At 47.8% G+C, this 24,168-nt stretch carries 37 protein-coding genes; 9 read left to right on the forward strand and 28 right to left on the reverse strand.

Translation table 11 applies throughout. The features are described from left to right. Position 1 precedes the first annotated feature (1 nt). On the forward strand, positions 2–604 hold the full coding sequence (locus H0Z19_RS03655) for a flavodoxin family protein (RefSeq protein ID WP_290723938.1): 603 nt from the start codon (positions 2–4) through the stop codon (positions 602–604). A gap of 147 nt (positions 605–751) precedes the next feature. Here the strand turns inward: H0Z19_RS03655 and H0Z19_RS03660 are convergent, their stop codons facing one another. Further along, entirely contained in the window at positions 752–1,645 is an 894-nt protein-coding gene (locus H0Z19_RS03660; protein WP_290723940.1) for a glycosyltransferase family 2 protein, read from the reverse strand. Positions 1,646–1,736: 91 nt separating this feature from the next. Between H0Z19_RS03660 and H0Z19_RS03665 the strand changes: the two genes are divergently transcribed. Together H0Z19_RS03665 and dnaG are read left to right on the forward strand one after the other, a co-directional pair. Then, positions 1,737–2,090: a response regulator gene (locus H0Z19_RS03665; RefSeq protein ID WP_290723941.1), complete on the forward strand. Its 354-nt coding sequence runs from the start codon at positions 1,737–1,739 to the stop codon at positions 2,088–2,090. Between the two features lie 75 nt (positions 2,091–2,165). Further along, positions 2,166–3,338 carry a DNA primase DnaG gene (dnaG, locus tag H0Z19_RS03670; protein WP_290723943.1) on the forward strand — a complete coding sequence of 391 codons (1,173 nt, stop codon included), beginning with the start codon at positions 2,166–2,168 and terminating at the stop codon, positions 3,336–3,338. Here the strand turns inward: dnaG and cmk are convergent. From cmk to H0Z19_RS03805, 27 genes are all read right to left on the reverse strand, one after another. Further along, entirely contained in the window at positions 3,335–3,862 is a 528-nt protein-coding gene (gene cmk, locus H0Z19_RS03675) for a (d)CMP kinase (protein WP_290723944.1), read from the reverse strand. The two genes, dnaG and cmk, sit on opposite strands and share 4 nt — an antisense overlap. 1 nt (position 3,863) lies before the next feature. Then, complete coding sequence (locus H0Z19_RS03680; protein ID WP_290723945.1) at positions 3,864–4,529, reverse strand: DUF106 domain-containing protein; 666 nt, start codon at positions 4,527–4,529, stop codon at positions 3,864–3,866. Further along, positions 4,526–6,007 (reverse strand): preprotein translocase subunit SecY, encoded by a 1,482-nt coding sequence (gene secY / locus H0Z19_RS03685; protein ID WP_365892307.1) that lies wholly within the window; start codon positions 6,005–6,007, stop codon positions 4,526–4,528. Before secY ends, H0Z19_RS03680 begins: the two co-directional genes overlap by 4 nt. 14 nt (positions 6,008–6,021) lie before the next feature. After that, on the reverse strand, positions 6,022–6,552 hold the full coding sequence (locus H0Z19_RS03690; RefSeq protein WP_290723947.1) for an uL15 family ribosomal protein: 531 nt from the start codon (positions 6,550–6,552) through the stop codon (positions 6,022–6,024). A gap of 5 nt (positions 6,553–6,557) precedes the next feature. Beyond that, complete coding sequence (gene rpmD, locus H0Z19_RS03695) at positions 6,558–7,016, reverse strand: 50S ribosomal protein L30 (protein WP_290723948.1); 459 nt, start codon at positions 7,014–7,016, stop codon at positions 6,558–6,560. Positions 7,017–7,022: 6 nt separating this feature from the next. Further along, positions 7,023–7,619, reverse strand: coding sequence for a 30S ribosomal protein S5 (gene rpsE / locus H0Z19_RS03700; RefSeq protein WP_290723950.1), 597 nt, complete (start codon positions 7,617–7,619; stop codon positions 7,023–7,025). Further along, a complete protein-coding gene (locus H0Z19_RS03705; protein WP_365892332.1) occupies positions 7,616–8,179 on the reverse strand; it encodes a 50S ribosomal protein L18 in 564 nt (187 codons plus the stop codon). Before H0Z19_RS03705 ends, rpsE begins: the two co-directional genes overlap by 4 nt. Before the next feature lie 5 nt (positions 8,180–8,184). Further along, positions 8,185–8,625 carry a 50S ribosomal protein L19e gene (locus H0Z19_RS03710; RefSeq protein ID WP_290723953.1) on the reverse strand — a complete coding sequence of 147 codons (441 nt, stop codon included), beginning with the start codon at positions 8,623–8,625 and terminating at the stop codon, positions 8,185–8,187. Between the two features lie 5 nt (positions 8,626–8,630). Continuing rightward, on the reverse strand, positions 8,631–9,020 hold the full coding sequence (locus H0Z19_RS03715; protein ID WP_290723955.1) for a 50S ribosomal protein L32e: 390 nt from the start codon (positions 9,018–9,020) through the stop codon (positions 8,631–8,633). A 10-nt stretch (positions 9,021–9,030) separates the two neighbouring features. Further along, positions 9,031–9,588 carry a 50S ribosomal protein L6 gene (locus tag H0Z19_RS03720; RefSeq protein ID WP_365892313.1) on the reverse strand — a complete coding sequence of 186 codons (558 nt, stop codon included), beginning with the start codon at positions 9,586–9,588 and terminating at the stop codon, positions 9,031–9,033. Beyond that, positions 9,572–9,961 (reverse strand): 30S ribosomal protein S8, encoded by a 390-nt coding sequence (locus H0Z19_RS03725; RefSeq protein ID WP_290723958.1) that lies wholly within the window; start codon positions 9,959–9,961, stop codon positions 9,572–9,574. Before H0Z19_RS03725 ends, H0Z19_RS03720 begins: the two co-directional genes overlap by 17 nt. A gap of 5 nt (positions 9,962–9,966) precedes the next feature. Continuing rightward, positions 9,967–10,122 carry a 30S ribosomal protein S14 gene (locus H0Z19_RS03730; RefSeq protein WP_290723961.1) on the reverse strand — a complete coding sequence of 52 codons (156 nt, stop codon included), beginning with the start codon at positions 10,120–10,122 and terminating at the stop codon, positions 9,967–9,969. Continuing rightward, positions 10,119–10,661: a 50S ribosomal protein L5 gene (locus H0Z19_RS03735; RefSeq protein WP_290723962.1), complete on the reverse strand. Its 543-nt coding sequence runs from the start codon at positions 10,659–10,661 to the stop codon at positions 10,119–10,121. Before H0Z19_RS03735 ends, H0Z19_RS03730 begins: the two co-directional genes overlap by 4 nt. A 3-nt stretch (positions 10,662–10,664) precedes the next feature. Beyond that, complete coding sequence (locus H0Z19_RS03740; protein WP_365892315.1) at positions 10,665–11,363, reverse strand: 30S ribosomal protein S4e; 699 nt, start codon at positions 11,361–11,363, stop codon at positions 10,665–10,667. Between the two features lie 5 nt (positions 11,364–11,368). Beyond that, a complete protein-coding gene (rplX, locus tag H0Z19_RS03745; protein ID WP_290723965.1) occupies positions 11,369–11,731 on the reverse strand; it encodes a 50S ribosomal protein L24 in 363 nt (120 codons plus the stop codon). Positions 11,732–11,741: 10 nt separating this feature from the next. After that, entirely contained in the window at positions 11,742–12,140 is a 399-nt protein-coding gene (gene rpl14p / locus H0Z19_RS03750) for a 50S ribosomal protein L14 (protein WP_290723968.1), read from the reverse strand. Then, positions 12,121–12,456: a 30S ribosomal protein S17 gene (locus tag H0Z19_RS03755; RefSeq protein ID WP_290723970.1), complete on the reverse strand. Its 336-nt coding sequence runs from the start codon at positions 12,454–12,456 to the stop codon at positions 12,121–12,123. The genes rpl14p and H0Z19_RS03755 overlap by 20 nt, the downstream gene beginning before the upstream one ends. Further along, on the reverse strand, positions 12,453–12,761 hold the full coding sequence (gene rnp1, locus H0Z19_RS03760; RefSeq protein WP_290723972.1) for a ribonuclease P component 1: 309 nt from the start codon (positions 12,759–12,761) through the stop codon (positions 12,453–12,455). The genes H0Z19_RS03755 and rnp1 overlap by 4 nt, the downstream gene beginning before the upstream one ends. Continuing rightward, positions 12,737–12,928, reverse strand: coding sequence for a 50S ribosomal protein L29 (gene rpmC / locus H0Z19_RS03765; RefSeq protein WP_290723974.1), 192 nt, complete (start codon positions 12,926–12,928; stop codon positions 12,737–12,739). The genes rnp1 and rpmC overlap by 25 nt, the downstream gene beginning before the upstream one ends. Continuing rightward, complete coding sequence (locus tag H0Z19_RS03770) at positions 12,864–13,553, reverse strand: 30S ribosomal protein S3 (RefSeq protein ID WP_290723976.1); 690 nt, start codon at positions 13,551–13,553, stop codon at positions 12,864–12,866. Before H0Z19_RS03770 ends, rpmC begins: the two co-directional genes overlap by 65 nt. After that, a complete protein-coding gene (rplV, locus tag H0Z19_RS03775; protein ID WP_290723978.1) occupies positions 13,553–14,014 on the reverse strand; it encodes a 50S ribosomal protein L22 in 462 nt (153 codons plus the stop codon). The genes H0Z19_RS03770 and rplV overlap by 1 nt, the downstream gene beginning before the upstream one ends. A gap of 5 nt (positions 14,015–14,019) precedes the next feature. Continuing rightward, on the reverse strand, positions 14,020–14,346 hold the full coding sequence (gene rpsS / locus H0Z19_RS03780) for a 30S ribosomal protein S19 (RefSeq protein ID WP_365892333.1): 327 nt from the start codon (positions 14,344–14,346) through the stop codon (positions 14,020–14,022). A gap of 79 nt (positions 14,347–14,425) precedes the next feature. Further along, positions 14,426–15,139: a 50S ribosomal protein L2 gene (locus H0Z19_RS03785; RefSeq protein ID WP_290723982.1), complete on the reverse strand. Its 714-nt coding sequence runs from the start codon at positions 15,137–15,139 to the stop codon at positions 14,426–14,428. An 11-nt stretch (positions 15,140–15,150) separates the two neighbouring features. Then, positions 15,151–15,396, reverse strand: coding sequence for a 50S ribosomal protein L23 (locus H0Z19_RS03790; protein WP_290723984.1), 246 nt, complete (start codon positions 15,394–15,396; stop codon positions 15,151–15,153). Beyond that, the gene (gene rpl4p, locus H0Z19_RS03795) at positions 15,390–16,148 is read right to left on the reverse strand and encodes a 50S ribosomal protein L4 (RefSeq protein WP_290723986.1); all 759 of its coding nucleotides are present in this window, start codon (positions 16,146–16,148) and stop codon (positions 15,390–15,392) included. The genes H0Z19_RS03790 and rpl4p overlap by 7 nt, the downstream gene beginning before the upstream one ends. 2 nt (positions 16,149–16,150) lie before the next feature. Then, a complete protein-coding gene (gene rpl3p / locus H0Z19_RS03800; protein ID WP_290723987.1) occupies positions 16,151–17,146 on the reverse strand; it encodes a 50S ribosomal protein L3 in 996 nt (331 codons plus the stop codon). Next, positions 17,143–17,913, reverse strand: a complete 771-nt coding sequence (locus H0Z19_RS03805) for a putative RNA uridine N3 methyltransferase (protein WP_290723989.1) — start codon at positions 17,911–17,913, stop codon at positions 17,143–17,145. The genes rpl3p and H0Z19_RS03805 overlap by 4 nt, the downstream gene beginning before the upstream one ends. Positions 17,914–18,024: 111 nt before the next feature. On the opposite strand from H0Z19_RS03805, the gene H0Z19_RS03810 reads away from it, so the two are divergent. The 6 genes from H0Z19_RS03810 (at position 18,025) to H0Z19_RS03835 (ending at position 24,130) form a co-directional block, all read left to right on the forward strand. Further along, complete coding sequence (locus H0Z19_RS03810) at positions 18,025–18,624, forward strand: hypothetical protein (RefSeq protein ID WP_290724064.1); 600 nt, start codon at positions 18,025–18,027, stop codon at positions 18,622–18,624. Between the two features lie 9 nt (positions 18,625–18,633). Next, complete coding sequence (locus H0Z19_RS03815; protein ID WP_290723991.1) at positions 18,634–20,004, forward strand: hypothetical protein; 1,371 nt, start codon at positions 18,634–18,636, stop codon at positions 20,002–20,004. 84 nt (positions 20,005–20,088) lie between these two features. After that, on the forward strand, positions 20,089–20,457 hold the full coding sequence (locus H0Z19_RS03820; protein WP_290723993.1) for a molybdopterin dinucleotide binding domain-containing protein: 369 nt from the start codon (positions 20,089–20,091) through the stop codon (positions 20,455–20,457). After that, positions 20,458–21,720, forward strand: coding sequence for a formylmethanofuran dehydrogenase subunit B (locus H0Z19_RS03825; protein ID WP_290723995.1), 1,263 nt, complete (start codon positions 20,458–20,460; stop codon positions 21,718–21,720). It abuts the gene before it with no gap. Positions 21,721–21,726: 6 nt separating this feature from the next. After that, positions 21,727–23,412 (forward strand): formylmethanofuran dehydrogenase subunit A, encoded by a 1,686-nt coding sequence (locus H0Z19_RS03830; protein ID WP_290723997.1) that lies wholly within the window; start codon positions 21,727–21,729, stop codon positions 23,410–23,412. 13 nt (positions 23,413–23,425) lie between these two features. After that, complete coding sequence (locus tag H0Z19_RS03835) at positions 23,426–24,130, forward strand: formylmethanofuran dehydrogenase subunit C (protein WP_290723999.1); 705 nt, start codon at positions 23,426–23,428, stop codon at positions 24,128–24,130. Positions 24,131–24,168 lie beyond the last annotated feature (38 nt).

Raw genomic sequence — 24,168 nt, forward strand, 5'->3', positions numbered from 1 at the left:
TATGAAACTGCTTGCAATAAACGGAAGTCCGAACAAAAGAAATACGCTGTTCTTGCTTGAAGTGATTGCAGAAGAGGTTAAGAAACTCGGCCATGAGGTGGAGATAATCCATCTGAAGGACTACGAGATTAGAGAGTGTAAGGGCTGTGACGCCTGCCTTAAAGGAGAGTGTAGCCAGAAGGACGACATCTACAAGGTTCTTGAAAAAATGCAGGAAGCGGATGCGATTATCATAGGTGCTCCAACATACTTCGGAAATGTCCCAGGAATTGTTAAGAATCTAATTGACAGGAGCAGGATGGCGAGGATGGGGAACTACAAGCTGAGAAACAGAGTTTTTGCTCCTGTAGTAACTTCAGGCCTCAGACATGGAGGGGCTGAGTATGCAGCGATGAGCCTCTTGGTTTATGCACTTGGTCAGGCAATGATTCCAGTCTCAATAGTCGAGAATCCCATAACTACCGGAACGTTCCCCGTAGGCGTTATTCAGGGAGATGCAGGATGGAGAAGCGTGAAAAAGGATGAAATTGCAATTAACTCTGCAAAGGCTCTTGCAAAGAGAATCGTGGAGGTTGCAGAGGCTACAAAGAGCTTGAGGGGTTAATTCTAAACAACCCAGTCTTTCAGTTCTATTTTTCTACCTCTAACCTTTGCAAACACAACCCTTAGTAACGACACAAGGCAGATTATCGTCCAGAGGGGAGAGTAGACAAAGTAATAGACCGGCAGGACTTTAAGGTCTATCCTGTAGTCAAGCCAGAATTATAACTGACCAGGCGATGAAAGACATCAGTCCGGCAATCAAATTTCTCAGGTTCTCCAATTCGTAAACGGCCAGCATTGCCACCGAAGCGAGTTTTGGCGTAAGCAGAGCGAAGAATGGCAAAATCAGGTAAAGAAGCTTTGCGATGTAGCTCTCTGTGAAAAACAATGACACTATCAAACCGAAAATTGCAGGATAGAAGAGCACCAGATACGGCACCCACAAGCGAGGTCTCAGGAGGATTGCAAAAATGTTTTCAACGAAAACTTCCGCTCCGCCGACACTCCACCTCTCTCTCTGCCTGAACCACTCCCCAAAGGTCTTTGGAGAGGCTGTAAAGGCCTTTCCGCAAACTGCAAACCTGTACCCCCTCAATGCTGCCCTCACGCCAAGTTCAGTATCCTCGTTTACCTTGCCTTTAAACCCTCCCAATTCCTCAAAGACTCGCTTTTTTATCAAAAAAGCCGCACCGTCCACTCCAAGACATGAGCCAAATTTTGATGCCAGCTTGGCACACATTGCCATGACAAGATAATCTACCGCGACGAGTTTTTCAAGCAATCCCTCTCCCTTTACCTCTTTAACAACTTCAACAACGTCTGCACCGTTTACTCCGGAAAGATTGTTGATTACTGTGTCCGAATCCAGGAACAGCAACAGCTCGCCATTGGCCATCTTTGCGGCGTCATTCAGAGCCCTCCATTTTCCCCTTCTCTTCTCACTTATCGTAGCTTTGAGGTTGTATTTTCTCATTATCTCAAATACATCATCTTCTGGTTCATCGACAGCGAGAATTACGTCAAAACCCTCCTTTTTTAGAAGCCTGATATTCTCTTCAAGAAATTTAGCATTTTTGTATATTGAAATCACTGCTGTCTTCATTTAAAGATTTGGTATTGCTTCACTACAAAAAGGTGTCGGAATTGCTAAGGTTTTTAAATTCTTAAAATCTAATTTTTACAGGTGTTGGGGAATGATCAAGATTATGGTCGTTGATGATGAAATTGCCATGAGAGAAATTCTTAAAATAATGCTAAAAGATTATAGAGTGATAGAAGCCTCGAACGGAAGGGAAGCCGTTGAGCTTTACAAAAAAGAAAGGCCACACATCGTGCTGATGGACATAATGATGCCGCTGATGAATGGGATTGAGGCTACATCCGAAATCAAGAAAATCGATCCTGAAGCGAAAATTGTTGCAATTACTGCCTACGCGAGTTCTAAGGGAGAGAGGGTTCAGGAGGCTGGAGCGGATTACATCCTCAAGAAACCGTTCACCAGAAAGGATGTGGTTGAGCTCATAAACAAGATTCTCAACTCTTCCTGATCTGCAATAACTATTTATAAGGCGAGTACGAATTTTATCTGGATGTCATCTGACATTAAAGGAGGTATGATAACTATGAAAGCTAACGACACTACGAAATACTTAATTCACGCTGAAATAGAAGCAGAAGGTGTTGTCGAACGTCCTGACGTAGTGGGAGCTATATTTGGCCAGACAGAGGGATTGCTCGGCGGTGACTTGGATCTGAGAGAGCTTCAGAAGACAGGCAGGATAGGGAGGATAGAGGTAAAGATAGAGAGCAAGGGAGGAAGGAGCACTGGAGAAATAAAAGTACCATCAAGCCTCGATAAGGTCGAGACTGCCATACTTGCCGCTGCACTTGAGACGATTGAGCGAGTTGGACCGTGTTCAGCAAGGATTAAAGTGCTGAAAATCGAAGATGTGAGGGCAAGCAAGAGAAAGAGAATCGTAGAGAGAGCCATGAATATCCTAAGGGAGCACTTTGAGGAGCCAGAAATTGAGTCTGAGAAAATAGTAGAAATCGTAAGGCAGGCGATAAGGGCTGACGAGATTGTGGAATATGGAGAGGAAAAGCTTCCGGCAGGACCGGCGATTGACGAATCGGATGCGATAATCGTCGTTGAAGGAAGGGCTGACGTGCTGAACCTGCTGAAGCATGGGATCAAGAACGTGATTGCTGTAGAGGGGACGAACATTCCAAAAACTATCGTAGAGCTCAGCAAAAAGAAGACCGTTACGGCATTTCTCGACGGAGATAGAGGTGGAGACCTGATTCTGAAGGAGTTGCTGCAGGTTGCTGAAGTTGACTACGTAGCAAGAGCGCCGGAGGGAAAAGAGGTTGAAGAGTTAACGCAGAAGGAAATTCTGAAGTCTCTCAGGAACAAGGTGCCAGTTGAGCAGCTTCACGTACTGAAAAAGGAAGCAAGAGAGAGCAAGGAGAAGGAGAAAACAGCGGAAAAGGAAAAGCCAAAAGAGGGCATTTCTGACGTTCTCAGGAAGCATACAGAATCTGTGAAGGGTAGACTGACTGCAAGGGTTCTTGACAGGAACTTGAACGTCATAAAGGAGGTTCCTGTTAGGGATCTCGTAAAAATCCTGAAAACAAACAACATGAAGGGCAGCGCAATAGTGTTTGACGGCATTATCACACAGAGGCTTATCGACCTTGCAGCGAAAAAGGAGTTTGATTACATTGTTGGAGTCAGGCTTGGAAGTGTAGTTAAGGTTCCCACATCACTCAGGGTTATCACTTTTGATCAACTTTAATTTTTTTTAACCTCTACTGCTTTTAATATTAAATCCGCAACTCCTTCAGCGTCAAAGCTTCCTGAATTTATTATGAGGTCGTAAATTGTCCAGTTGTCGATGTCAATGCTGTAGAACTTCCAGTATCTCCTCTTTTCGAGTTCTTCCCTCAATTTTGTTTCCTGCCTTACAGCGGCCAAATCCTTTCCCTCTCTATTCGCTATCCTCGAATACCTGATCTCGGGGTCGGCAAAAATCCAGACCTTGAGGTCAGCATTTTTCACGAACCAGCCTGAAAGTCTACCTTCAACCACAACTTCTCTCTCCTTTTCCGCCATCTCCTTCTGTGTCTGATCTATGAGTCTGTCTATCTCTGGATTCTCTTCTGCATACTGACTGAACTCTTCGACAGTCATCCCTTTTTTTGCTGCCAGCTGTCTGAAGACGTCTCCGGCGGAGATGAGCTTTAGTCCAAGCTTTTTAGCGACAATTTTCGCAACAGTCGTTGTACCACTCCCAGGAGGTCCGGAAATGGTTATTTTCATGTCAAACACCAACCTTCAAGACCTTTTTTATGATCTGACCGAAGGTTATTGAACAAAGTAGATACCAAAAAAGCCACCAGGGGAAAACTAGAACCGGTGTTACAACATGGATCTGACCTAAAAACGGTGAGTTTATGATATACAGGTCTGGATTAAGGGTTTTCAAAAAAGTTTCTGGAAGCTTTGTAGTAAGGTTACCATAGCTCGTTGAACCGGTGACAAGCTCATAGCTTGCGGATGCCTTCTCCCACAGCCAGGCAAAAATCGGGATTGTAACGACGAAGGTGTAGAACATCGGCTTGAATTGCATTGACATCATTTCACTCTGAAGCTGCTGAATTTCCTGCTTTTTTTCTTCAAGCTGTTTTAGCTTGAACTGGTTGTTCTGCTTCGTCGCTTCCATGTATTCTTTCTGGTACTCTCTCATAATCTCCTGCAGTTCTCTCAACCTTCTGTGGTTTATGGTATATTTCTGAATGAGGTTCGAATATATGCCAGTGAGAATGGACATTATCAGGATAACGATGTGGAATGGGTAAGAAGAGAAAGGGAACATCACTGACTCCACAATCAGTCCAAGTTCGAGGCGAAAGTCTCTGCTGAACAGTATTCCAATAAAAAGGAGAGCTCCAAGTATCATTACGAACCTTGAAATCACCTGCTTCATACTTCTTCACCGAGCATTCTTCTGATGAGCGGGTGCATTTCAGTGAGTTGCTCTTTCGCCAAGTCTTCGTAGAATCTGTATGCGATGCTAACTGCCAGCAGCAAACCTGTACCGCTGACATTTCCAATTGTTCCGAGCATGTTTGCGATAAGAGTCAGGATGCCGATTATTGCCCCACCAAGAACCGTGACCTTTGGGATGTATCTGGAGAGCACTCTCTCAAGTACCTGAGGTGATTTTCTGAACCCCGGAACCTGCATTCCTGACTTGGCTATCTGGGATGCGACAGTTCTTGCATCCATTCCGCTCGTCTCGACCCAGAACCAGGCAAAGAGTATGCCACCAACTACTAATATCAGGGCGTCAACGATGAGGTGCAGAATTATCATCCAGTCCGGAATCGATGCAAATGCAGCCCCTTGAGATTTGAACAGCGCTGGTACCCAGTCGTATGGACTTCTTATTGGCTGCAGGAAAAACATCAACCCGCTGACAGCTTTGCCATTCACAAATTCCCCGAAAATCGTTATTCCTCTTGTGTGAAGAAGCTGACCAAAGGCTACGACATTCGCCTGCAAAGCTCTGACAAATATCATGGGCAAAACGCTGGCGTAAACAAGCTTTATTGGAAATCTTCCCCTTGCACCTCTTGCCATTGCATGGGCGAGCGGGATTTCAACTCTCGTTCCTTCGAAGAATACAACGAGCAGGATTATTATAGCAGTGGTTATTAAAGCCAGAATTCCTCCTTGGATAAGCAGGAATGCAAGACCGCTTCCGGTGAAAAGCTGATCAAGCGGGTAGTTCTGAGCTATCCATATCCACCTTGGTATAATGCCTGCTGGCATCTTTGAGTTCGGTGGGATGACCCAGTTGAAAAGTCCTATAACGATGGACTGAGCTATTCCGGCTAAAATGAAGAGTGAAACACCGCTACCAATACCCCACTTGGAAACAACCTCGTCCATATAAACGATAAGAACTCCACCTATGAAGAGCTGAATGAATATCAGGAAGGATATTAATCCTGGAGAGACTCCAAGCTGGGCTGCAAGGCTTAAATCGGGCTTTAAAAGGCCTCCAGCAATCTGGGGAAGTGCTTCGGCAGCTATCATTACAAATACGAGGAAGCGCTGGAAGTCCTGGTATGCGGCCCTATCTTCGGGATTGGTTAAATCAAGACGTATTATACCAGCTCCGACAAGAAGCTGAAGGATAATTGAAGCTGTAACAATGGGCCCTATACCAAGGGCTATAATAGAGCCCGTAGCACCAGCAAAAAGAGCCCTGTAAGCGGCAAATATGTCTATTGACTCTGGAGACAGGCCAAAAACCGGAACGTTTGAGAGGATGAAATACAGGAGAAGTATGGCCGCAGTCCACGCAAATTTCTCTCTGAAGTGGACATGACCCTTTGGCCTCTCAACACTGGGGATGCGCTCAAAATAAGGTTGTAAGGCTCTTATCACTGAGTCCAATTCGACCAACCCCTTTACTCAGCAACCACCTTGCCGCCGGCAGCCTCTATCTTCTCCATAGCCTTAGGCGTGGCCTCGAAGACTTTAACTTCGATTTTTCTTGTCACTCTTCCGCTACCAAGCAGTTTGGAGTATCCGAGTTCAGTCAGGTCTATTTTGTAGACATCCCCATCTTTTTCTGCCAGACCCAGACTCGCAAGTCTGTCGATGATTTCATCAAGGTCACCAGCATTTAGCTCAGGCCTTGAGTAAAGGAAGCGGTAGGTGTAGTCGTCAAGCCTTCCTTCCTTTTTGAGCCACCTGAGAGTTTCCCTTACAGCCTGAACGTTAAGATACTCTTTTGTGAGTATCTTTGGCCTTGTAAACCCATACTTGCCAAACAGATACTCTCCCTTCTTTGCAAGTTTGACGAACTTGATGTACTTGTGCTTGTGAACACCTGCATTTCCTGCTCCTCCTCTGCTACCCCTTCCTCTTCTTTTCTTGTGGCTTCCCCAGCCGAAGGTTCTTGATCCGCGGAACTTCTTCACCTTCTTCTTTGGCATCAGAATCACCTCATCTTGTAAAGCAATTTGTTAATTTCCTCCCCATGATAACCCAAATTCCCTCTCGGGTAGTGCCACTTAATGTTTTTTATCCCCTTTCTCGGTGGGTGCAGTCTGAATACTGGCTTCAAATCCGGCAGGTCTTTGAGGCTCGCCTTTCCCTCGACAACAGCTTTTGCAAAGTCTTCAATGGTCTCATAACCAGTTTTTTCCTTAACATACTCATCAGTCAGCTTTCTGTCTCCAGTAAGCCTCCCTCTCAACCTAAGAAGCAATGCAAGGGTTTCTGCGTTGATTTCGCCAAACGCAACGTAATCCTTAACAACCTGAAGCATTCCTCTGTAAGAAGGTGTGTCCGGAACAACGACGCAGTGGTACTTCTTGTGCAGCCTGAGCATTTTCAGCGTTTCCTTTATCTTGCGATGCACATCAACTGTTCCTCTCATCCTAACAACTGCAAACATCTTCAATCACCTCTTCACGTACATTGTCTTCTTCAATGCCTCATAGGTTGCCTTTGCAAAGTTTACAGTCGTTTTTGTCTGCCCCTTGGTAAAGCTCCAGACATCCCTCACTCCAGCAAGCTCTATAACTCTCTTCGCCACGTCTCCAGCCACAATTCCAAGACCCTTTGGCCCGGGAATTAGTGTGACTCTTACACTTCCACTTGTTCCGGTCACTTTAAATGGAAGTGAATGGTCTCCACCGCACCCGCACTCCCATGAGCCGCAACCTCTCTGAACTTTGAAGATGTTAAGCTTGGCGTTGTTGATTGCCTTCTGAATTGCCGGTGCTACTTGTGAAGCTTTTCCTGTTCCAATTCCTACGTAGCCATTTCTGTTGCCAACAACAGCGGTAACTCTGAACTTCGTCCTCCTTCCGCTGTCGGTCATTCTTTGCACCATCGAAATCTCAAGAACATCATCCTCCAAATCTGGAAGGAGCACGTCAACTATTTCGGGCTCCTTCAGCGGAAGGTTGCTCGCAAGGGCTTCATCCATGGTCTTTATTTTTCCGTCCGCAACCAGTCTCCCGAGTTTTGTTCTTGGCACCCAATCCTCGGTCATGATATCACCATCAGCTTCTCCTTAACTTCATCAACGTGAGCGGGAAGGTCTGAGGGCTTTAATCCTCTTTTCTCATACTCACCAAACATTTCAGGTTTCATTTCGTAATAAGCTGCGATGTGCTCACCTCTAACTCTTGAGTCATCCGGAAGAACTTCTTCGCTGTGGGGAACGTCAAGTCCTCCCTCTACAGCGCCTCTCAGCACTGCAAAAACTCTTGACCCTCTTGTTGGTGTGTGGAGGCCGATGTCCAGAACAGCCTCATTAACTCCCTTTTGAAGAGCCCTCTTGGCAATGAGGATTCCTGTAAGGTAGGCTGCAGGCGTGTTGTTCAAGTCCCCCTTCCAGCCATACTCTCTCAGCATCGTTGAATCGACTCCAACCACTACTTTGTCCCCTTCGGGAGCGTATTCCACAATCTGAGCAATAACTCTTCTGTTGGTAATCCTGACCACTAATCTCGGCTTCCTTGAAAGGAGGAGCTTTAACCTCTTCCTGTAGTTCGTCTTACCTTCCCTTCTTCTTCTGAGTGGAACCTTGTATCTCGGACCTCTCGCCAATTTCATCACCTCTTCATCTGCTCAACATAACTCTTCAGGTGGGCAACGCTCCTGAACTCTCCACCTTTCGCCTTTCTGTAGAGAAGTCTGTACGTCGCCCTGTCAACAACACCCTCGGCTTTCATCTGCCTCAGCGCCTTTCTGAGTGCCCTTATTCTGAGAATCCACATCCTCTTCCTCGGCATTCTAGCTCCCTTGGCTCCCTTTCTGCTTCCATGGCCTCTTCTTCTTCCTTTCCTCTTCTGAAGCTTTCTCTTGTTTATTCTCGCCCTGCTAACACCAATTACGGGTTTTCTCTTTATAACACCCTGCTCGACAAGTTCTCTTATGTCCTCCTTTGTTGCTGCTGTTGCAATATCTTCCAGTGCTGTAGGGTCGAACCATACCCTGTTTTCACCACACTTCAGTACAGATGCCGCAAGTCTGCGCTGCAGTCTCAAATCCATAATCATCACCCTGAAGGATTGAGGACCTTAATTCCCAGCTCCTTCGCTTTATCCTCAATCGCCAATCTCTTCTTCATTCCAACACATGATGCAATCCTGACCGCCTGTCTTTCTTTGTCTATCTTATCCAAGTCTGCAGGGTTGTAAACGAGAACTTCCTCATAACCGCTCGGATGCAGACCTCTCACTGCTTTTGGAGAGCCGAATCCAACGTTTACCGGAATTCTGCCACTCCACTTACCCCCATATCTTCTTCTCAGCTTGTTGAACAGACCTCTAGGCCTTCTCCAGCTTTTGTTTCTCAATCTCAGCTTCTTGTTCCAGCACCACCTTCTGAACTCTGGCTTTCTTGCCTTCTGCCTTCTCCTAACCTTAAGAAGTCTTTTCTGCTCCATTATCATCACCTCAGGGCTTCTTGACGATGTAAATTCCATCCTGGAAAACACGTGGATCTTTTCGCTTAATTTTCGTCGCCTGCTCAAGATTTGCTGCAGTTTGGCCGCACTCCTCTATGTCAATCCCTCTTACGTAGATATCCTGACCCTTTATTTCAACCTGTGCTCTTCCGACTATCTTGGCCCTTCTGGGATGTTTCTCACCGATGAAGTTCTCAATTATAACCTCATTACCCTCAACCCTGACCTTAATGGGGAAGTGAGCATAAACCACCTTCAAATGATACTCGAAACCATCTTTGACGCCGGTTATGAGGTTCTCAATGTGTCCTGCAAAGGTTCCGACAATCGCCTTGTGTGTCTTCTTCGGAGAGGTTGTGTAAACCCTCACTTTTCCGTCTTCGACCTCTATGAAAACTCCTCTGTACTTCAGGTATCTGGTGTTCTCTCCCTTTGGCCCGACAGCCTTCAGCGTGTATCCTCTGAAGCTGTCACCCTCTATGGTTATCTGCACATCCTCCGGCACTTCAACAACTCTTTCTTCGTAAACTTCAGTAGACGTAAGCAAGGAGAACACCTCCTAATCTAAGCTTTCTTGCATCCTTCTGGGACATAACACCCTTTGTAGTCGAGACTATCAAAATTCCGAAGTCCCTTGCGGGGAGATACCTTTTCTCGTACATCTCGTATTCTGTAACTGACGATGAGAATCTTGGTCTGATAGCTCCGCAATCGTTGATGTTCCCTGAAAGCTCAACTATGAACTTCCCTCCCCTGTGATTCTCAACGTACTCAAAGCCCTTGATGTATCCGTAATCCTTCATGACTTTGAGCACATTACCGATGAGCTTCGAGGCTGGCTTTATCTCGCACTTCTTTTCGCCAACCATTTCAGCGTTCTTTATTGCTATCATTGCATTAGACAGAGTATCGACGCTCATAACCATCACCAGTACTTCTTAAACCCAAGCTCGGCAGCAGCTTCTCTAAAGCACTGTCTGCAGAGATACAGACCGTACATTCTTATTAAGCCTCTCCTCCTTCCACATCTCCTGCACTCATTCGCCCCTCTACCAAAAACCTTCGTTCTCTCTTTCTTCATTCTACAATCACCCCCAGAGACTCAAGCCAGCGGATTGTATCATCTTTGGTCACTCTGTGAGATGTTGCAATCTTCGCTTTCTTTCTCCTTCTTCTCGCAACTCTGTAGCCCCTCCTTTTCAGGGATACGCATATATCCATCCCGAAAATTCCAACATCGGGGTCGTAATCAACTCCTGGCAGGTCAATGTGCTCGGCAATACCAAATGCGAAATAACCATCACCAATAGACTTTCTGCTCAGTCTGTTCTCCTTCACGGTGAGCGCATCCTTAATGAACTTAAGTGCCTTCTCACCGCGAAGGGTGACCTTAATTCCAATCGCCTCACCCTTTCTGATTCCGAAGTTCTTGATCGTCATTTTAGCATAAGTTATGGCGGGTTTCTGGCCAACAAGCTCCTCTAAAAGGCTGTAGGCTTTTTTGTGTCTCTCTCCGCTCTCACCAACGCCGATGTTAATGACGACTTTATCCAGTACCACTTCTCTCATCGGGTTCTCCTTCAATTCATTCTCTTTCTTTTCAACTTCGACTGCCTGCATTGCTTACACCCCCAGGTCAATCACGGGTTTGTCACTGTCCTTCTTACCCACCACGAAAACATAATCTTCAATTGTTGTAATGTCCCTCTCCTCACCCTCAACCGTCACTAAGTTGGGGGCTGAGCTTCTAACTATCTTGTAGCTCTTGATCCTGCCTATTTCACCAGCGTGAGTTCCACCCGTAATCATCACGAGAGCGCCTTCCTCAAACTTCAGGTGGTCAACGACCTCCTTTTCAGGAATTCTCAGAAGAATGCTATCCTTCGTCTTGTATTCATTGCTGCCAAGGATGTTCGTACCATCGAAAAGGTTGAGCTGAACCTTTCCTCCTCTCACAAGAGTCTTGTTGGTTATCTTGTAAAGCTTGAGGTCGGCATCTTCAACCTCTTTTGGAATGTACCTTCCCTTCTCGTCGAAGAGAATTCTGTAGCTCTTCTCCAGCTTCGGAATCGTAACAACATCGAAAAGGCCCACAGGGAACTTGTAATCCTTCCTCACAATCCCATCAACGAGTATCTCACCGGACGAGATTATCCTCCTTGCCTCTCTCCCCGTATCGGCCAGCTCAAGGAAGTCTCTAACAAGCACAAGCAGCGGGATTGCTTCCTTGTTGTGCGGACCTGGAGAGGGCTTTACGACCCACTTTGAAACTTTTCTCGGTATTTTATATGTTTTTGGAGCTGAAAGTCTCTTCTGATGCAACTCAATCACCTCTCAAGTATTTTCTTTCTGACCTCGTCAACTTCACCGAGGTCTATGATCATGACGTTTGACGGATGAATGGGAACCGCAACCTCAGTTCCGTCAGACTTCGTAACGGTGGCGCCATCAACCGTGATTCTGCACCTCTTCATGTCGACTTCAAGCACTCTTCCTTCGTGGCCTGCAAACTGACCTCTCATAATTCTGACTTTATCTCCCTTTCTGACCCTTATCGCCCTCTTTCCGTATTTCTTCCTGAGGTCCTTCGAAAGTGTGGTGTGAAGAAGCTTGTGTCTTTCATGAAGCTTGGCCGTCTTGTAAAGCCATCTTCTCTGCTTCCTCGGTTGCTTGGACTTTGGAACTGCCATTTTTACCACCTCACACTATAACGGATGCAATCGTACCTATCTTCGCGAAGCGCTCTGCAGCCTCCCTTGCAACAGCCCCTCTGATTTCAGAACCTCTCGGCTCTCCTCTCTCGTTTGTTATTACTGCCGCATTGTCTTCGAACTTCACTCTCGTCCCATCGGGGCGGCGGTACTCCTTTCTCTGCCTGACAATAACAGCATAGTGCACCTGCTTCCTGATTTCGGGAGTGCCTTTCTTAACCGTAACAACAACTATGTCCCCAACACCTGCTGCAGGATATCTCCGCCTTACACCCTTGTAACCCTTAACAGCGATGATCTCGAGCACTCTTGCCCCCGTGTTATCTGCACAAACCAGCCTTGCTCCTGTTGGCAAAGCCCTCGGAATGTTAGCTCTTATTGCCTTCATTGCCTACCACCTCTAAAATCACGAAGCTTTTCGTCTTGCTAATCGGTCTGCACTCGCCAATCGTGACTATATCTCCCGGTTTTGCTCTGATGCATCTTGGGTTGTGAGCGTGTAGCTTCGACCTCTTCTTCATGTACCTCTCGAACTTTGGAACGTATCTGATAAGCTCTCTTTCAATCACTGCAGTTTTTCCGTAAGTCTTAACCACCTTACCGCGAAGCAACTGCCCTCTCACTGATAGCGTGCCGTGAAACGGACAGTTTTTATCCTCACATTCCCTTTCAGGAGGTTTCACGTCAATACCAATATCCCTCATATCCACACACCTTTGGCTCTTTTAAGCAGCATCAACCCTCTCTTTATCCTATCCTCCGGCCTGAAATTTATCAGATCACCTTTTATCCTCATGATTTTACCCTTATACCACACTCTGAAGGTTCTACCTCTTTTCGCCACGACTTTTAAACCTTTTTCAGTCATTATTTTGAGCGTGTTTTGAGTTTCATCAACCACTTCTCCCTTCATCCCCACTTCACTTTTGTTTGGACTCTCGACAACCTCCACCTTCAGGCCAATCCAGTCTCTGGCTATCACTTCTACACCCTGTAGCCTTCCTCGCATAATGCCGTCTTCAGCCTTGCGATGTCCTTTCTGATGAGGCTAATTCTTCCCGGGTTTTCCACTGCACCGCCGCTCCTCACGAGAGTTCTGAGCTTGAGAAGTTCAAGCTCCAGTTCCCTCAGCTTCTTGAGTTTCTCCTCCCTGCTCATCTCCCTTATCTCCTTCATCTTCACCGCTTTCACCCCTCAGCTGCTCCACATTAACATCCTTAACTTCAAACTCATCAGGCAAGGTTACATCGGGTGGGATTATTCTCACGCTAACCCCAAGAACTCCCAGCTTTTTGATGGCTATGTCAAAGCCTTTCTGAACCATGCTCTCAGCGGGATCTCCGGTGTGGATAATCGTGCCTGCAACGAACTTCTCGGTTCTGGCCCTCTCGCTAACAAGCTTTCCGCTGATTTCAATCTCGCAGCCTTTCGCCCCAGCCTCCATGATTCTGTAAAGGAACCTGTAGCCAGCTCTTCTGAAGTACCATCCCCTCTCCAGAGCCCTTGCAAGCAGTGAAGCCATTAGCTGGGCGTTGAATTCTGGCTTCTCAACCTCGTCAACGCTAACCTGGGGATTCTCGATACCGAAGTCCTTCAACTTTTCCGTCAAAGCTCTAATTCTCCTTCCCCCCTTTCCAATGACCAGTCCTGGCCTTTCAACGAACAGCGTAACCTGAGTTCCGAGGGGGGTTCGCAGTATGTCCACTCCTCCGAAACCTGCGCTCCTCACTTCGTCCTTGATCCACTCCTTGACCATCAGCTTCTTCAACCTATCCTGAACGAACTTTCTCTCTACCGCCATTACCTCACCTCTGCTACAAGCTCTACTGTTGTCAGCTGCTGAAATCTCGGAGTTGCCCTTCCAAACGCTCTCGGCATGTATCTCTCAATAACTCTCCCTTTCTGAGCCTGAGCGTGCACTATAACCAGATTATCCATATCCAGACCCTTGTACTCCGCGTTTGCTCTGAGATTCTGGAGAACCTTCAGAACGTACTTCGCAGCCTTCTGCGGATATCTCCCTGCATACCACTTCTCCAAACCCCTTCTGTGCGCCACCTTCTTCTTGTGCCTTTTGAATGGAATGACTCTTCTCATCTCAGCTACTTCCTCAAGTAGTTTTATTGCCTCATCTATCTTCTTTCCCCTGATTTCCCTGCAGATTTCAACGGCATGCTTGAAGCTGATTGGCATCTCGTAGCCCATTGCTTTAGCAGCTTTCGTTTCATCCTCAGGCTTGTAAGCGTAGTTCACTCTCGCCATAGGCATCACTTCAGCGGCACGTACTTACTGCTCCTAGTAGCACCGACACCGGGACCGCTGTGCTTCTCGAAGCGTCTGGTTAGTGCAAACTCTCCCAGTCTGTGACCTATCATCTCCGGCCTTATCTCCACTCTGACGAACTCCTTGCCGTTATGCACAAACACAACCTTTCCAACCATCTCGGGCAGCACTACCATGTCCCTGCAGTGTGTCCTCGCCAGTCCCTTCTTTCTGAGCTTTCTCAAGAGCTTTTCTTCCTGCTCGGTGAAGCCTCTTTTTAGTTTTCTCCTCTCCCTTGCCGGGAGAAGCTTTGCAAGCTCGTCAAGTGGCATTTTTTGAAGCTCTTCGAGTGTGTAACCGCGATACTTGAAATCTCTCGGTCTGACAACCTTACTCTTTAACGCCACATTATCACCTCCTCACGCCCGTCCTGCGGGCTGCAATACTTCCAACCTTCCTTCCTGGAGGAGCGTTACGGCTAACAGTCTTGGGCTTACCAACATGCTGATGTTTACCACCACCAAAGGGGTGATCCACGGCATTCATCGCAACTCCTCTCACCCTTGGCCACTTTGCAGCCTTGCTCTTCATCTTATGGTACTTCTTGCCAGCCTTAACGAATGGCTTATCAGTTCTACCTCCGCCTGCCACAACACCTATCATCGCCCTGCAGTTCGGATGGAACCACTTCTGCTTTCCAGAAGGCATCTGAACGAGAACCTTATCAGCCTCTCTTGAAACAACAAATCCGAAAGTTCCACTTGCCCTGATAAACTTTCCACCATCACCAGGCTGAGCTTCGATGTTGCAAACCGGAGTTCCCTCGGGAATGTTTTTCAGATAAGTCGTGTTCCCGGATGCAATCTCAACCTGATCGCCAGCGTAAATAACATCACCAGTCCCAAGACCTTCAACTGCAAGAATGTAAGTTTCAGAACCATCAGGGAGTCTAACCAGAGCAACAGGACCGTTTCTTGCAGAATCGTGCTGAATGTCAATAACCCTCGCCTCAATTACCTCTTCTCCAAATTTCAGAAGCTTTGCGTCTGTCTTATACTTATGAGAGGGAGCCCTGTATGTTGGGGTTCCTTTTCCTCTATTCTGAGAGATTATTCTTTTACCCATACATCACCACCTCAGAACACTCCGAGTTTGGAAAGAATTTCCTCAGCCGAATAATCGGGCTTCAGCTTGATGTAGGCTTTCTTCTCACCCTTTGGGGTTATCAGCGTGTTCACCCTCTCCACTTCAACGTCGAACAGCTTTTCGATCTCCCTCTTGATTTGCTCTTTTCTCGCTCTTATATCCACTATTGCCGTCAGAACGTTCTTCTCAAGCTCTGCAACGCTCTTTTCCGTTACAAGGAAGCATTTAATCAGCATAACCACTCACCCAGATATACAACTGCAGATTTCGTCCATACAGTCAATCTTCCCGGATGGCAGCCGGGGGCGAGAAGTTCTACATTCAAGTCCTTAACAAGGACTGCATCAACACCCGGCAAGTTCTTCGCAGCCTTTACAACTCCACCATCCCTGCCAACGACGAGCAGAACACTCCTCTTTTTGACGTATCTTCTTCCTCTCATCTTTCCTTTGCCAGCTCTGTACCTCTTCCTATCCTTTGCTCTCTCAACATCAGCGTAAACACCAATCGCCTTGAAAACCTCTGCAACGTCCTTTGTTCTATTTACAGACTCAATCTCATCGGTCACGATTTTTGGCAGCTCTCCGTCAAACAGGTGGTTTCTCTGCTTCACAATCTCCTCGTTGGCGGTAGCGGCAATTGCTGACCTAAGAGCCTTCCTCATTTCTTTCTTGTTGATTTTCTCTGCCCACTTCCTCTCCGGCTTTGGTGGGTGAGCTCTTCTTCCTCCAACAGCCTGAGGAACAACTACCGCCCTTCTGCCGAGCTTCCATCTCGGAACTCTTGCGTATCCATGTCCCGGTCCCCAGTTCTCCCATGAGTAGTCAACACCACTCAGCGGATTCGGCCCGTAGGGCTGCCTGCGGTGAGATTGAATGGCCAGCACAGCTCTTTTGATTATGTCTGGTCTGAACTCTTCCGAGAATACCTCAGGAAGCTCTATTTCCTCTGTTACTTCTCCCTTCAGGCTCAAGACCTTTGCCTTCATACTCATCTCCCCTGCTTGGATGTCGTACTTACGTAAACGATATTCACACCATCAAACTCCGCCTTTGGTGGCCTGATTGCATCCCTCATTCTTATCAACCTCTTAACCGGCCCCGGAACCGAACCAGTCACAAGGACGTACTGAGTTCTGATTACACCGTAATGCAGAAAACCTCCTTTTGGTGTGATCTCCTCTCCGTTCTCTCCTATCTTGATCAGCCTTTTGTTATACTCGGTTCTCTGGTGGAATCCCATCTGTCCCGCCTGCGGAACCGTCCATCTCACGTGGTGGGGGTTCCACGGGCCGAGGTTCCCAACTCTTCTGTGCTTGCTGCTCCTCGCATGCTTTGCATCCAGCGTAATCACACCCCACCTCTTTACAGGCCCCTGGAATCCCTTGCCCTTCGTGACAGCTATAACATCGATAATCGCACCCTCATCAAAAACTTCGGAAACTTTTATTTCGCCACCAAGCTTGGATATTGCGTAATCGAGAGCCTCTTCAACATTTCCTCCAATTTTGTGCTCCATAACGTCAGGAACTTTCTTCGGAACTCCCGTGATGAGATACGGCTGCGTGTAGGTTACAACCCTCACCTCCGAAGCACCGTTTTCAACCGCTTTCTTGAGCTTCTCAACATCGGGCTCCTTTCTGGGAAGATTCAACCTCCTGTCGAGGAAATCATCCAAGTTGTTGCTCCAGACCTCTGCTGCAATCTGCATTCCGTACTGCGTCTTCTTGTAAACCCTCACCGCTGCAACCTTCATCGGTGGCGTCTCTATTACCGTAACGGGAACCACAACCTCCTCACCGTAGGTGGGAGAGTTCTTTCTGTCGTCTATCATCACCACGTGTGTCATCCCTGCTTTGTAGCCTGCGAATCCTTGCATCCTCACCGTATCGCACTCTGGCCACGACCTTATTCTCGGAACGATGCTCTTTGCCCTTTTTCTTGGAGAAAACGCTAAAGAACCCCTTCTCGGTCTGTGATACTTCATTCCAAACCACCCCAGTAGTCTGCAAAATTAACAAGTGAAAGAGTCGCAAAGATAGCCTCCTCTAACCTCACGGTTTTCGTTCCCTGATTCGGCACCACATTCCAGCACTCTGCCTCCATCTTGATCCCCAACCTTTTCGCGATTTCAAACACACCCTCTTCCGGATTTCCGAATACGATCGTAACGTCCCGTCTTAACGCTGGTGGTTTCACAACCTCACACTTTCGTGAGGTTACCACCAGATTTTCCCTCTTTACGAGCTCCTCCAACCGGAGCTTTTTCACTCTGTAACCCCAATACTCCTGGGGCTCCGCTTCTTCCACCCGCAACGGCGTCTTCGAACAGATCCTGACGGTCACGCGGGCGCCCTTTTCCGCATCACTTTTCAGGGGCGCCAGGGCATCGATGCCAACATCCACCCATCGCGTCCCGTCAGGGGCAACGTGTCTTACAACGCCCTCCCTCACTTCACCGACTTTTAAATGTTTCGACGTGTGGGAGGGGATGGCGAGAGGAGGAAGCAAACCGGCATACCTCAATGATTTTTTGAGAGGAAAAAGCTGTTTTCTCAGATACTGCGGTGTTTCGAGGTATTCGAGTATTTCGGCAATGAAGTCAGACTCATCAAGTATTGGGTCGTAATATATTATTATCTCATCTACTCTGAAAACTGCCGCTGCTCTCGCTATCATGCCCACCTTATATGTCTTGATCTTTTCATCCCTCTCGTTGATTAGAGAGGAGGAGGGTATTGCTATTGAGAGCATTGGGATAAATCAGCAGGCAGTTGATAAAAGTAATTCTTGAAACTCAACCATCGAATATTTTCGGGAAAAAGGTTATGCCTCACTCTAACCGAATTGAATTTGGTGATAGATATGTTTCCCGGTGAAGAGTGGGTAACGGTTATTTCAGCTTTTGCGCTTTTGGGCGTGTCGGCTATGCTGTATTCGAGAGCAAGACATGTGGCAGCGATTTTGTGGGCAATCTCATCGCTTTGCTTCCTGATTATAACAATTGCTCTCGCAACGATGGGTTTGGATGCTCTGCAACTATCAGCGACTCCTTATCTTGGTTCTTTGTACCCGGGACTGCTTGCTACCGGAATAATTGCGAGCAGGAGTGAATACTGGAAGCACTATCTCGCGTTCGTGGTTTTAATGCTGATTCTCATAGCTGTTGGTGGAGAGCTGGCAAGAATTCCAAGGGTGCTTGTTCACTCTATTTCCGGACTCATCATTGTATTCTTGCCACTCATCCTTGCAGCGCGAAAGCAGGTTTCTGCAACAGCAATAGTTGTCAGCGTTGGTGGTTTGCTGATATCAGTTGGTGGCTTAGCATTGGCAACGCTAATGGCGGGGAAGCCCTTACTGCCCTTTGAAACTGTCGTGTTCTTGCTCCATCCACTGCTATTCCTCTCAGCCTTCGTTATGGCTGCTGGACTTTATGCGAGCAAGGGACTGGGTTGTTGTGAGTGAGGTGGCGAAATGAGAGCAGAGCACCACATGCTTATTGCCTTCACATTAGCGGTGATCATCATAGGATTTGGTGTTCTGCTCTCACCACCCTTTAAAGACTTCAGGAAAGCGGTGGGATTGCCTGAGGAGTTGCCTGGTTCGAGATACTCAAACGGAGGTGCAGAGATAATTAATCCCGACCCCGATATGGCGGAGTTTTATCTTACAAGAGTTGCGCACTACTATCATGCGGTCTTCATCATACTGATGTATGGCACGGTGGCGCTGATTGTAAGGCAATACCGCTTAAATACTGATGCACTTAACCTCATGCTGATTGGGGCTCTGATGGTCGCAATAGGAGCCATAACCTACTCTTACATTGATCACACCTTCTTCTGGCACGGGCTTTTCATCGCAGGATTGGCGGTTGCTTTTTCAGCAAGCCTTCTCGTGCTCTTCGAGCTTCTAAGGCGAGAAAAAAGTCTGCTGGACTGGGCGATAATAATCGCTGGTATTTTGCTTCTGGGTGGGGCGCTCATAGGTGGGTGGGTTGGGAGCAGCTTTATAGACCACACCACAGCGGAGAGCTTTCTCGAAGCCAAAATTCAGAGCAGGTTCAATCCTGACTTAGCGGAGGAAAATGAAGTCTGGAGGGCGATGACCGGGCATCTTCATGCGATGATAGCTCTTTCACTCGCCCTTGTGTTTTTGGTATCAGTAAAAATTCTGGAATTGAAGCCCGGAAAATGGACGAAAATTTCAGTATACGCAGTTATTTTTGGCGAAACCGTGATGGCTCTCGCCTCCTATTCTGTGTGGTTTTTTGGAAAAATTGCACACCTGATAATCACTCCAGCAGCACTCGCTCTAATCTTCGGCACACTCATGCTGTCGTTCAGAACCGCTAACTACGAGATAAAAAGCCCGAAGGGTGTGTTAAACTGGGGGTTGAAACTCGGAAACCTCTGGATATGGGCGTTTGTCGCTGCACCCGGAGCCATAGTCGCAATCAGCCTCAGAAAACCAAGGTTCTTCAATCCAGAATTTAGGGCGGAAGTATGGGATTGGGCCGAGCTGGCATACAACATCGGGCACTGGCACATCCTGCTCGTGTTCTGGGGAGCAGTTCTGCTGCTTGCCTATCTTACATTGACAGAATCAAAGATTGCTTCAATTGCCGGGTGGATCACAATGGCTGGATTGCTGCTTGCAACCTCTACCGTAAACCTCTACATGCTCGCAAATCCCGCTCAGCCATACACTCCCAATCCCTACAACAACTTCTGGCTCCAGTATTTCGTCGAGCCGGGGTTGGGGCTGATGAGCATTGGAGTGATTTTATCTTACTATATATTTACTTCCATGTTACGACGGGAGTTTAAAATTAAAAAACATTGAAAATCCATTCTTTATTGACACAGCCAAAAAGAGAACGGTTAAATAGTATTTGTTGAGACTTCCCTAAAAACTTTTGGTGGTAGCATGCTGGAAGTGGAAGTTATATCTGGTAGAACCCTCAATCAGGGGGCCACTGTTGAGGAAAAACTAACCGAAGAGTACTTCAACGCCGTCAATTACGCTGAACTAAGCGAAGATGACTGGAACGCTCTCGGACTGCAGGAGGGCGACAGAGTAAAGGTAAAAACAGAGTTTGGCGAGGTAGTTGTTTTCGCAAAGAAGGGAGACATGCCGAAAGGAATTGTATTTATCCCAATGGGCCCCTACGCGAACATGGTCATCGACCCTGCAACTGACGGAACAGGAATGCCGCAGTTTAAGGGCGTAAAAGGAACTGTAGAGAAAACGGACGAGAAGGTTTTGAGTGTTAAAGAGCTTCTGGAGGCGATTTAAATGGCCGAAGAAAATATAATATGTACTTTTTGCGGGAGTGTTTGCGACGACGGGCAGTTTGATACTGAGAAGTTCAAATCAAAGAGGCTCTGCAAGCTTGGAAGCAGCAAGTTCTCGAAGAAGGAGCGCATTAAGGCTCCGATGATTGATGGGAAAGAGGTTAGCTATGAGGAGGCCATCGAGAAGGCCGCTGAGATTCTCGTCAATGCGAAGAAGCCTTTACTTTACGGCTGGGCCTCTACAGTTAACGAGGCCATCAGACTTGGTGTGCTTCTGACGGAGAAAGTTAGGGGCGTTTACGACCAGTGCGCAAGTGTCTGCCACGCTCCCGGAACACTGGCAGTAATTGAAGAGGGGCTTCCGGGCGGGAGTCTGGGAGCGATAAAGAACAGGGCGGATGTTGTGGTATTTTGGGGAGCAAACCCGATGGAGGCCCACCCAAGACACGGAATGAGATATTCCATCTCAGCCAAAGGTTTGCTGATTAAGGACAGGAAGCAGAGGAAAGTGATTGTGGTTGATGTGAGGCCTACAAAGACGGCAAAGCTTGCAGATGAGTTCATCCAGATCAAGCCCGGATACGACTACCCGATAATCTCTGCTTTGAGGGCAATAATTTCTGGCAATGCTGATGCAGTGCCGGATGAGGTTGGAGGGGTGAGCAAGGAGAAGCTGATTGAGCTTGCAGAGACAATGAAGAACGCCAAGTATGGGGCTATTCTCTACGGTCTTGGTGTTACACAGTCAAGGGGCAGAGACAGGAACATCGAAAATGCAGTAAAGCTGATTCAGCTCCTCAACCGCCACACAAGATGGGTCATCTGGCCGATGAGAGGGCACTACAACGTTGTTGGTGCTGGAGAGGTGCCCGCATGGGAGGTTGGTTACCAGTATGCAATTGATTTCAGCAGAGGGTATCCGAGGTTCTCTCCTGCCGAGTTCTCAGCGGTTGAGGTTCTGAAGAGGAAAGACTGCGATGCTGCCCTTGTAATTGCCTCAGACCCAGCGGCACACTTCCCGAAGGCAGCGGTAAAACACCTCAAAAACATCCCCGTGATTCAGATCGACCCGTTCCCGAACATGACAACCTTGGTTGCGAATGTCGTCATTCCCTCAGCAGTTGCGGGGCTTGAAGCAGAGGGGACGGCATACAGAATGGACGGAATTCCGCTGAGAGTCAAGAAGATCGTGGAAACCAGCTACTGGAGCGACGAGCAGATTCTGGAGAAGCTGTTTGAGAAGGTTGAGGAGCTTAAGAGGTGATTGTCAATGCATCACGCACTGCATATTAAAAATGGTATTGTTATCGACCCCAAAAATGGGGTTAAGGCGGAGAAGATGGATATCTTCGTCAAGGACGGTAAAATTGTTGAGGAAAGCGAGGTAAAAGGAGAAGATGTAAAGGTTATCGACGCCTCAAACAAGCTCGTGGTTGCCGGCGGAGTTGACATGCACGCGCATATAGCAGGCAGCAAGATAAACACGGGCAGAACGATGCGTCCTGAAGAGATGAGGGTTGTGAGGAACATTGCAAATAAGTTCAGGGCTGCTGTTGGTAGAGTTCTGCTCACCTCTCCAGCAATCGGTTACGAGTATGCAAAGATGGGCTACACATCCTCATTTGAAGCTGCACAGCCACCAATCGGTGCCATGCACACACACGAGGAGCTTGACGCGATTCCGATGATCGACAAAGCCGCCCTTCCGGTCTTCGGAAACTGGCACTTCGTGTTCAAGTACGTTGAGGCGAAGGATATCGAGAAGCTGAAGACGTTCATCGCCTGGGCGCTTGAGAGGACAAAGGGATTCGGTGTTAAGGTTGTGAATCCGGGTGGTGTTGAGGCCTGGATGTATGGAGGAAACGTGACAAGCCTCGATGATCAAGTTCCCGGCTTTAATGTCACTCCGAGGGAGATAATCACGTCTCTCATTAAAGCAGTCGAAGAGTTGAAGCTGAACCACTCCGTCCACCTGCACTGCAACCGCCTTGGCGTGCCAGGAAACTACGAGACCACCATCGAAACCATAAAGCTTGCAGGTGGATTCAGCAATGATGCAAGGCAGGTTCTCCATGTCACGCACGTGCAGTTCAACGCCTACGCTGGAGATAGCTGGAGGACTGTTTCGAGTGGTGCGGAGGAGATAGCTAAAACCATGAACAGCATGGACAACGTAACAATCGACATGGGGCAGCCAATTTTCGGACACGCAACTGCAATGACGGGAGACGCGCCATTCCAGTTCACACTCCACAAGCTGACGGGAGCGAGGTGGAGCAACAAGGACAGCGAGGTTGAGGGTGGAGCAGGAATAGTTCCGCTTGTTTACCTGCCGAAGAATCCAGTTCATGCGCTGCAGTGGGCTATTGGTCTGGAGCTAGGTTTGCTGATTGACAGCGACAAGGTTGTTCTGACAACAGACTATCCGAATGGTGGACCTTTCACTGAGTATCCGTACGTCATGGCCATGCTAATGAGCAAGAAGATGAGAGAGGGTGAGCTTGAGAAGGTCAGCCCATTCGTTCAGAAGGCCACAAACCTCCCCGCTATCGACACGGAGAAGACACTGGAAGAGATCATACACATGACACGCTCTCTGCCAGCGAGAATTCTCGGTCTGCCACAAAAGGGGCATCTCGGTGTTGGAGCAGATGCTGACATCGCAATTTACGACCTGAATCCGCTTGAAATTGACACCTCAAACGACTTCGAGAAGGTTTACAAGGCCTTCAAGACCGCAGAGTACACGATAAAGAGCGGTAGGATTCTGGCAAAGAACGGTGAGCTTGTAGATGAGTGCTGGGGCAAGACCTACTGGGTCGATGCAACGGGCAGAGTGGACATGGAAGCAATCAAGCCAGACCTTGAGGACTACTTCAAGTACTACAGCGTGGAGCTTCAGAACTACGGTGTTGAGGAGGAATGGTTGAAGAAACCAGAGAGGATAGTAATCTGAGGGGGTGGTAAAGGTGATCATCATAAAACCTAAGACGGAGTTTGTTGTGACGGTCGAGGCAGAACTCACACCAGACCTGGCAGAGAAGGACGTGGGAGAAATCAAGAAGTTCAAGGTGTACTATGGGAAAGATGTGGTTGAGCTGGGAGAACTCTTTGAGATAACAAAGGAGGGAGACGACAAGAAACTCGTCCTTGACGGGGACTTCAGCAGGGTGAAGTGGGTCGGTTGCAGGATGAGTGATGGCGAAATAGTCGTCAAGGGGAGTGTTGGAGCGAACTGCGGGGCATACATGGCAGGTGGTAAAATAGTCATAGAGGGTGATGCGGACGACTGGCTTGGGGCAGAGATGAAGGACGGAGAGATAGTCGTCAAGGGAGATGCCGCAAACCTGGTGGGCTGCGCCTACTACGGCGATGCTACCGGAATGAGCGGTGGAAAGATCACCATTGAGGGCAACGCCGGAAACTACATTGGAGAGAAGATGGCTGGCGGGGAGATAGAGATCAAGGGAAATGCTGGAGATTTCATTGGCACAGAGATGAAGGGAGGGACGATTGTCATTCACGGAAACTGCGGATTCGTCGGAGGAGACATGAAAGCCGGAGAGATAAAGATCGGCGGAGAGTTCGAGCTGATGCCTACCTTTGTAAAACAAGAGGATGCCTGGGTCGGAGACGTGAACGTGAAGGGAGAGGGCGTGGTAAGAAGACTTTAATTTTTCTTTCTTTTTGTGTTTATTAAATTTATCTTATG

Origin of the sequence: Archaeoglobus sp., assembly GCF_017656475.1 — an archaeon.
GTDB lineage: Archaea > Halobacteriota > Archaeoglobi > Archaeoglobales > Archaeoglobaceae > Archaeoglobus.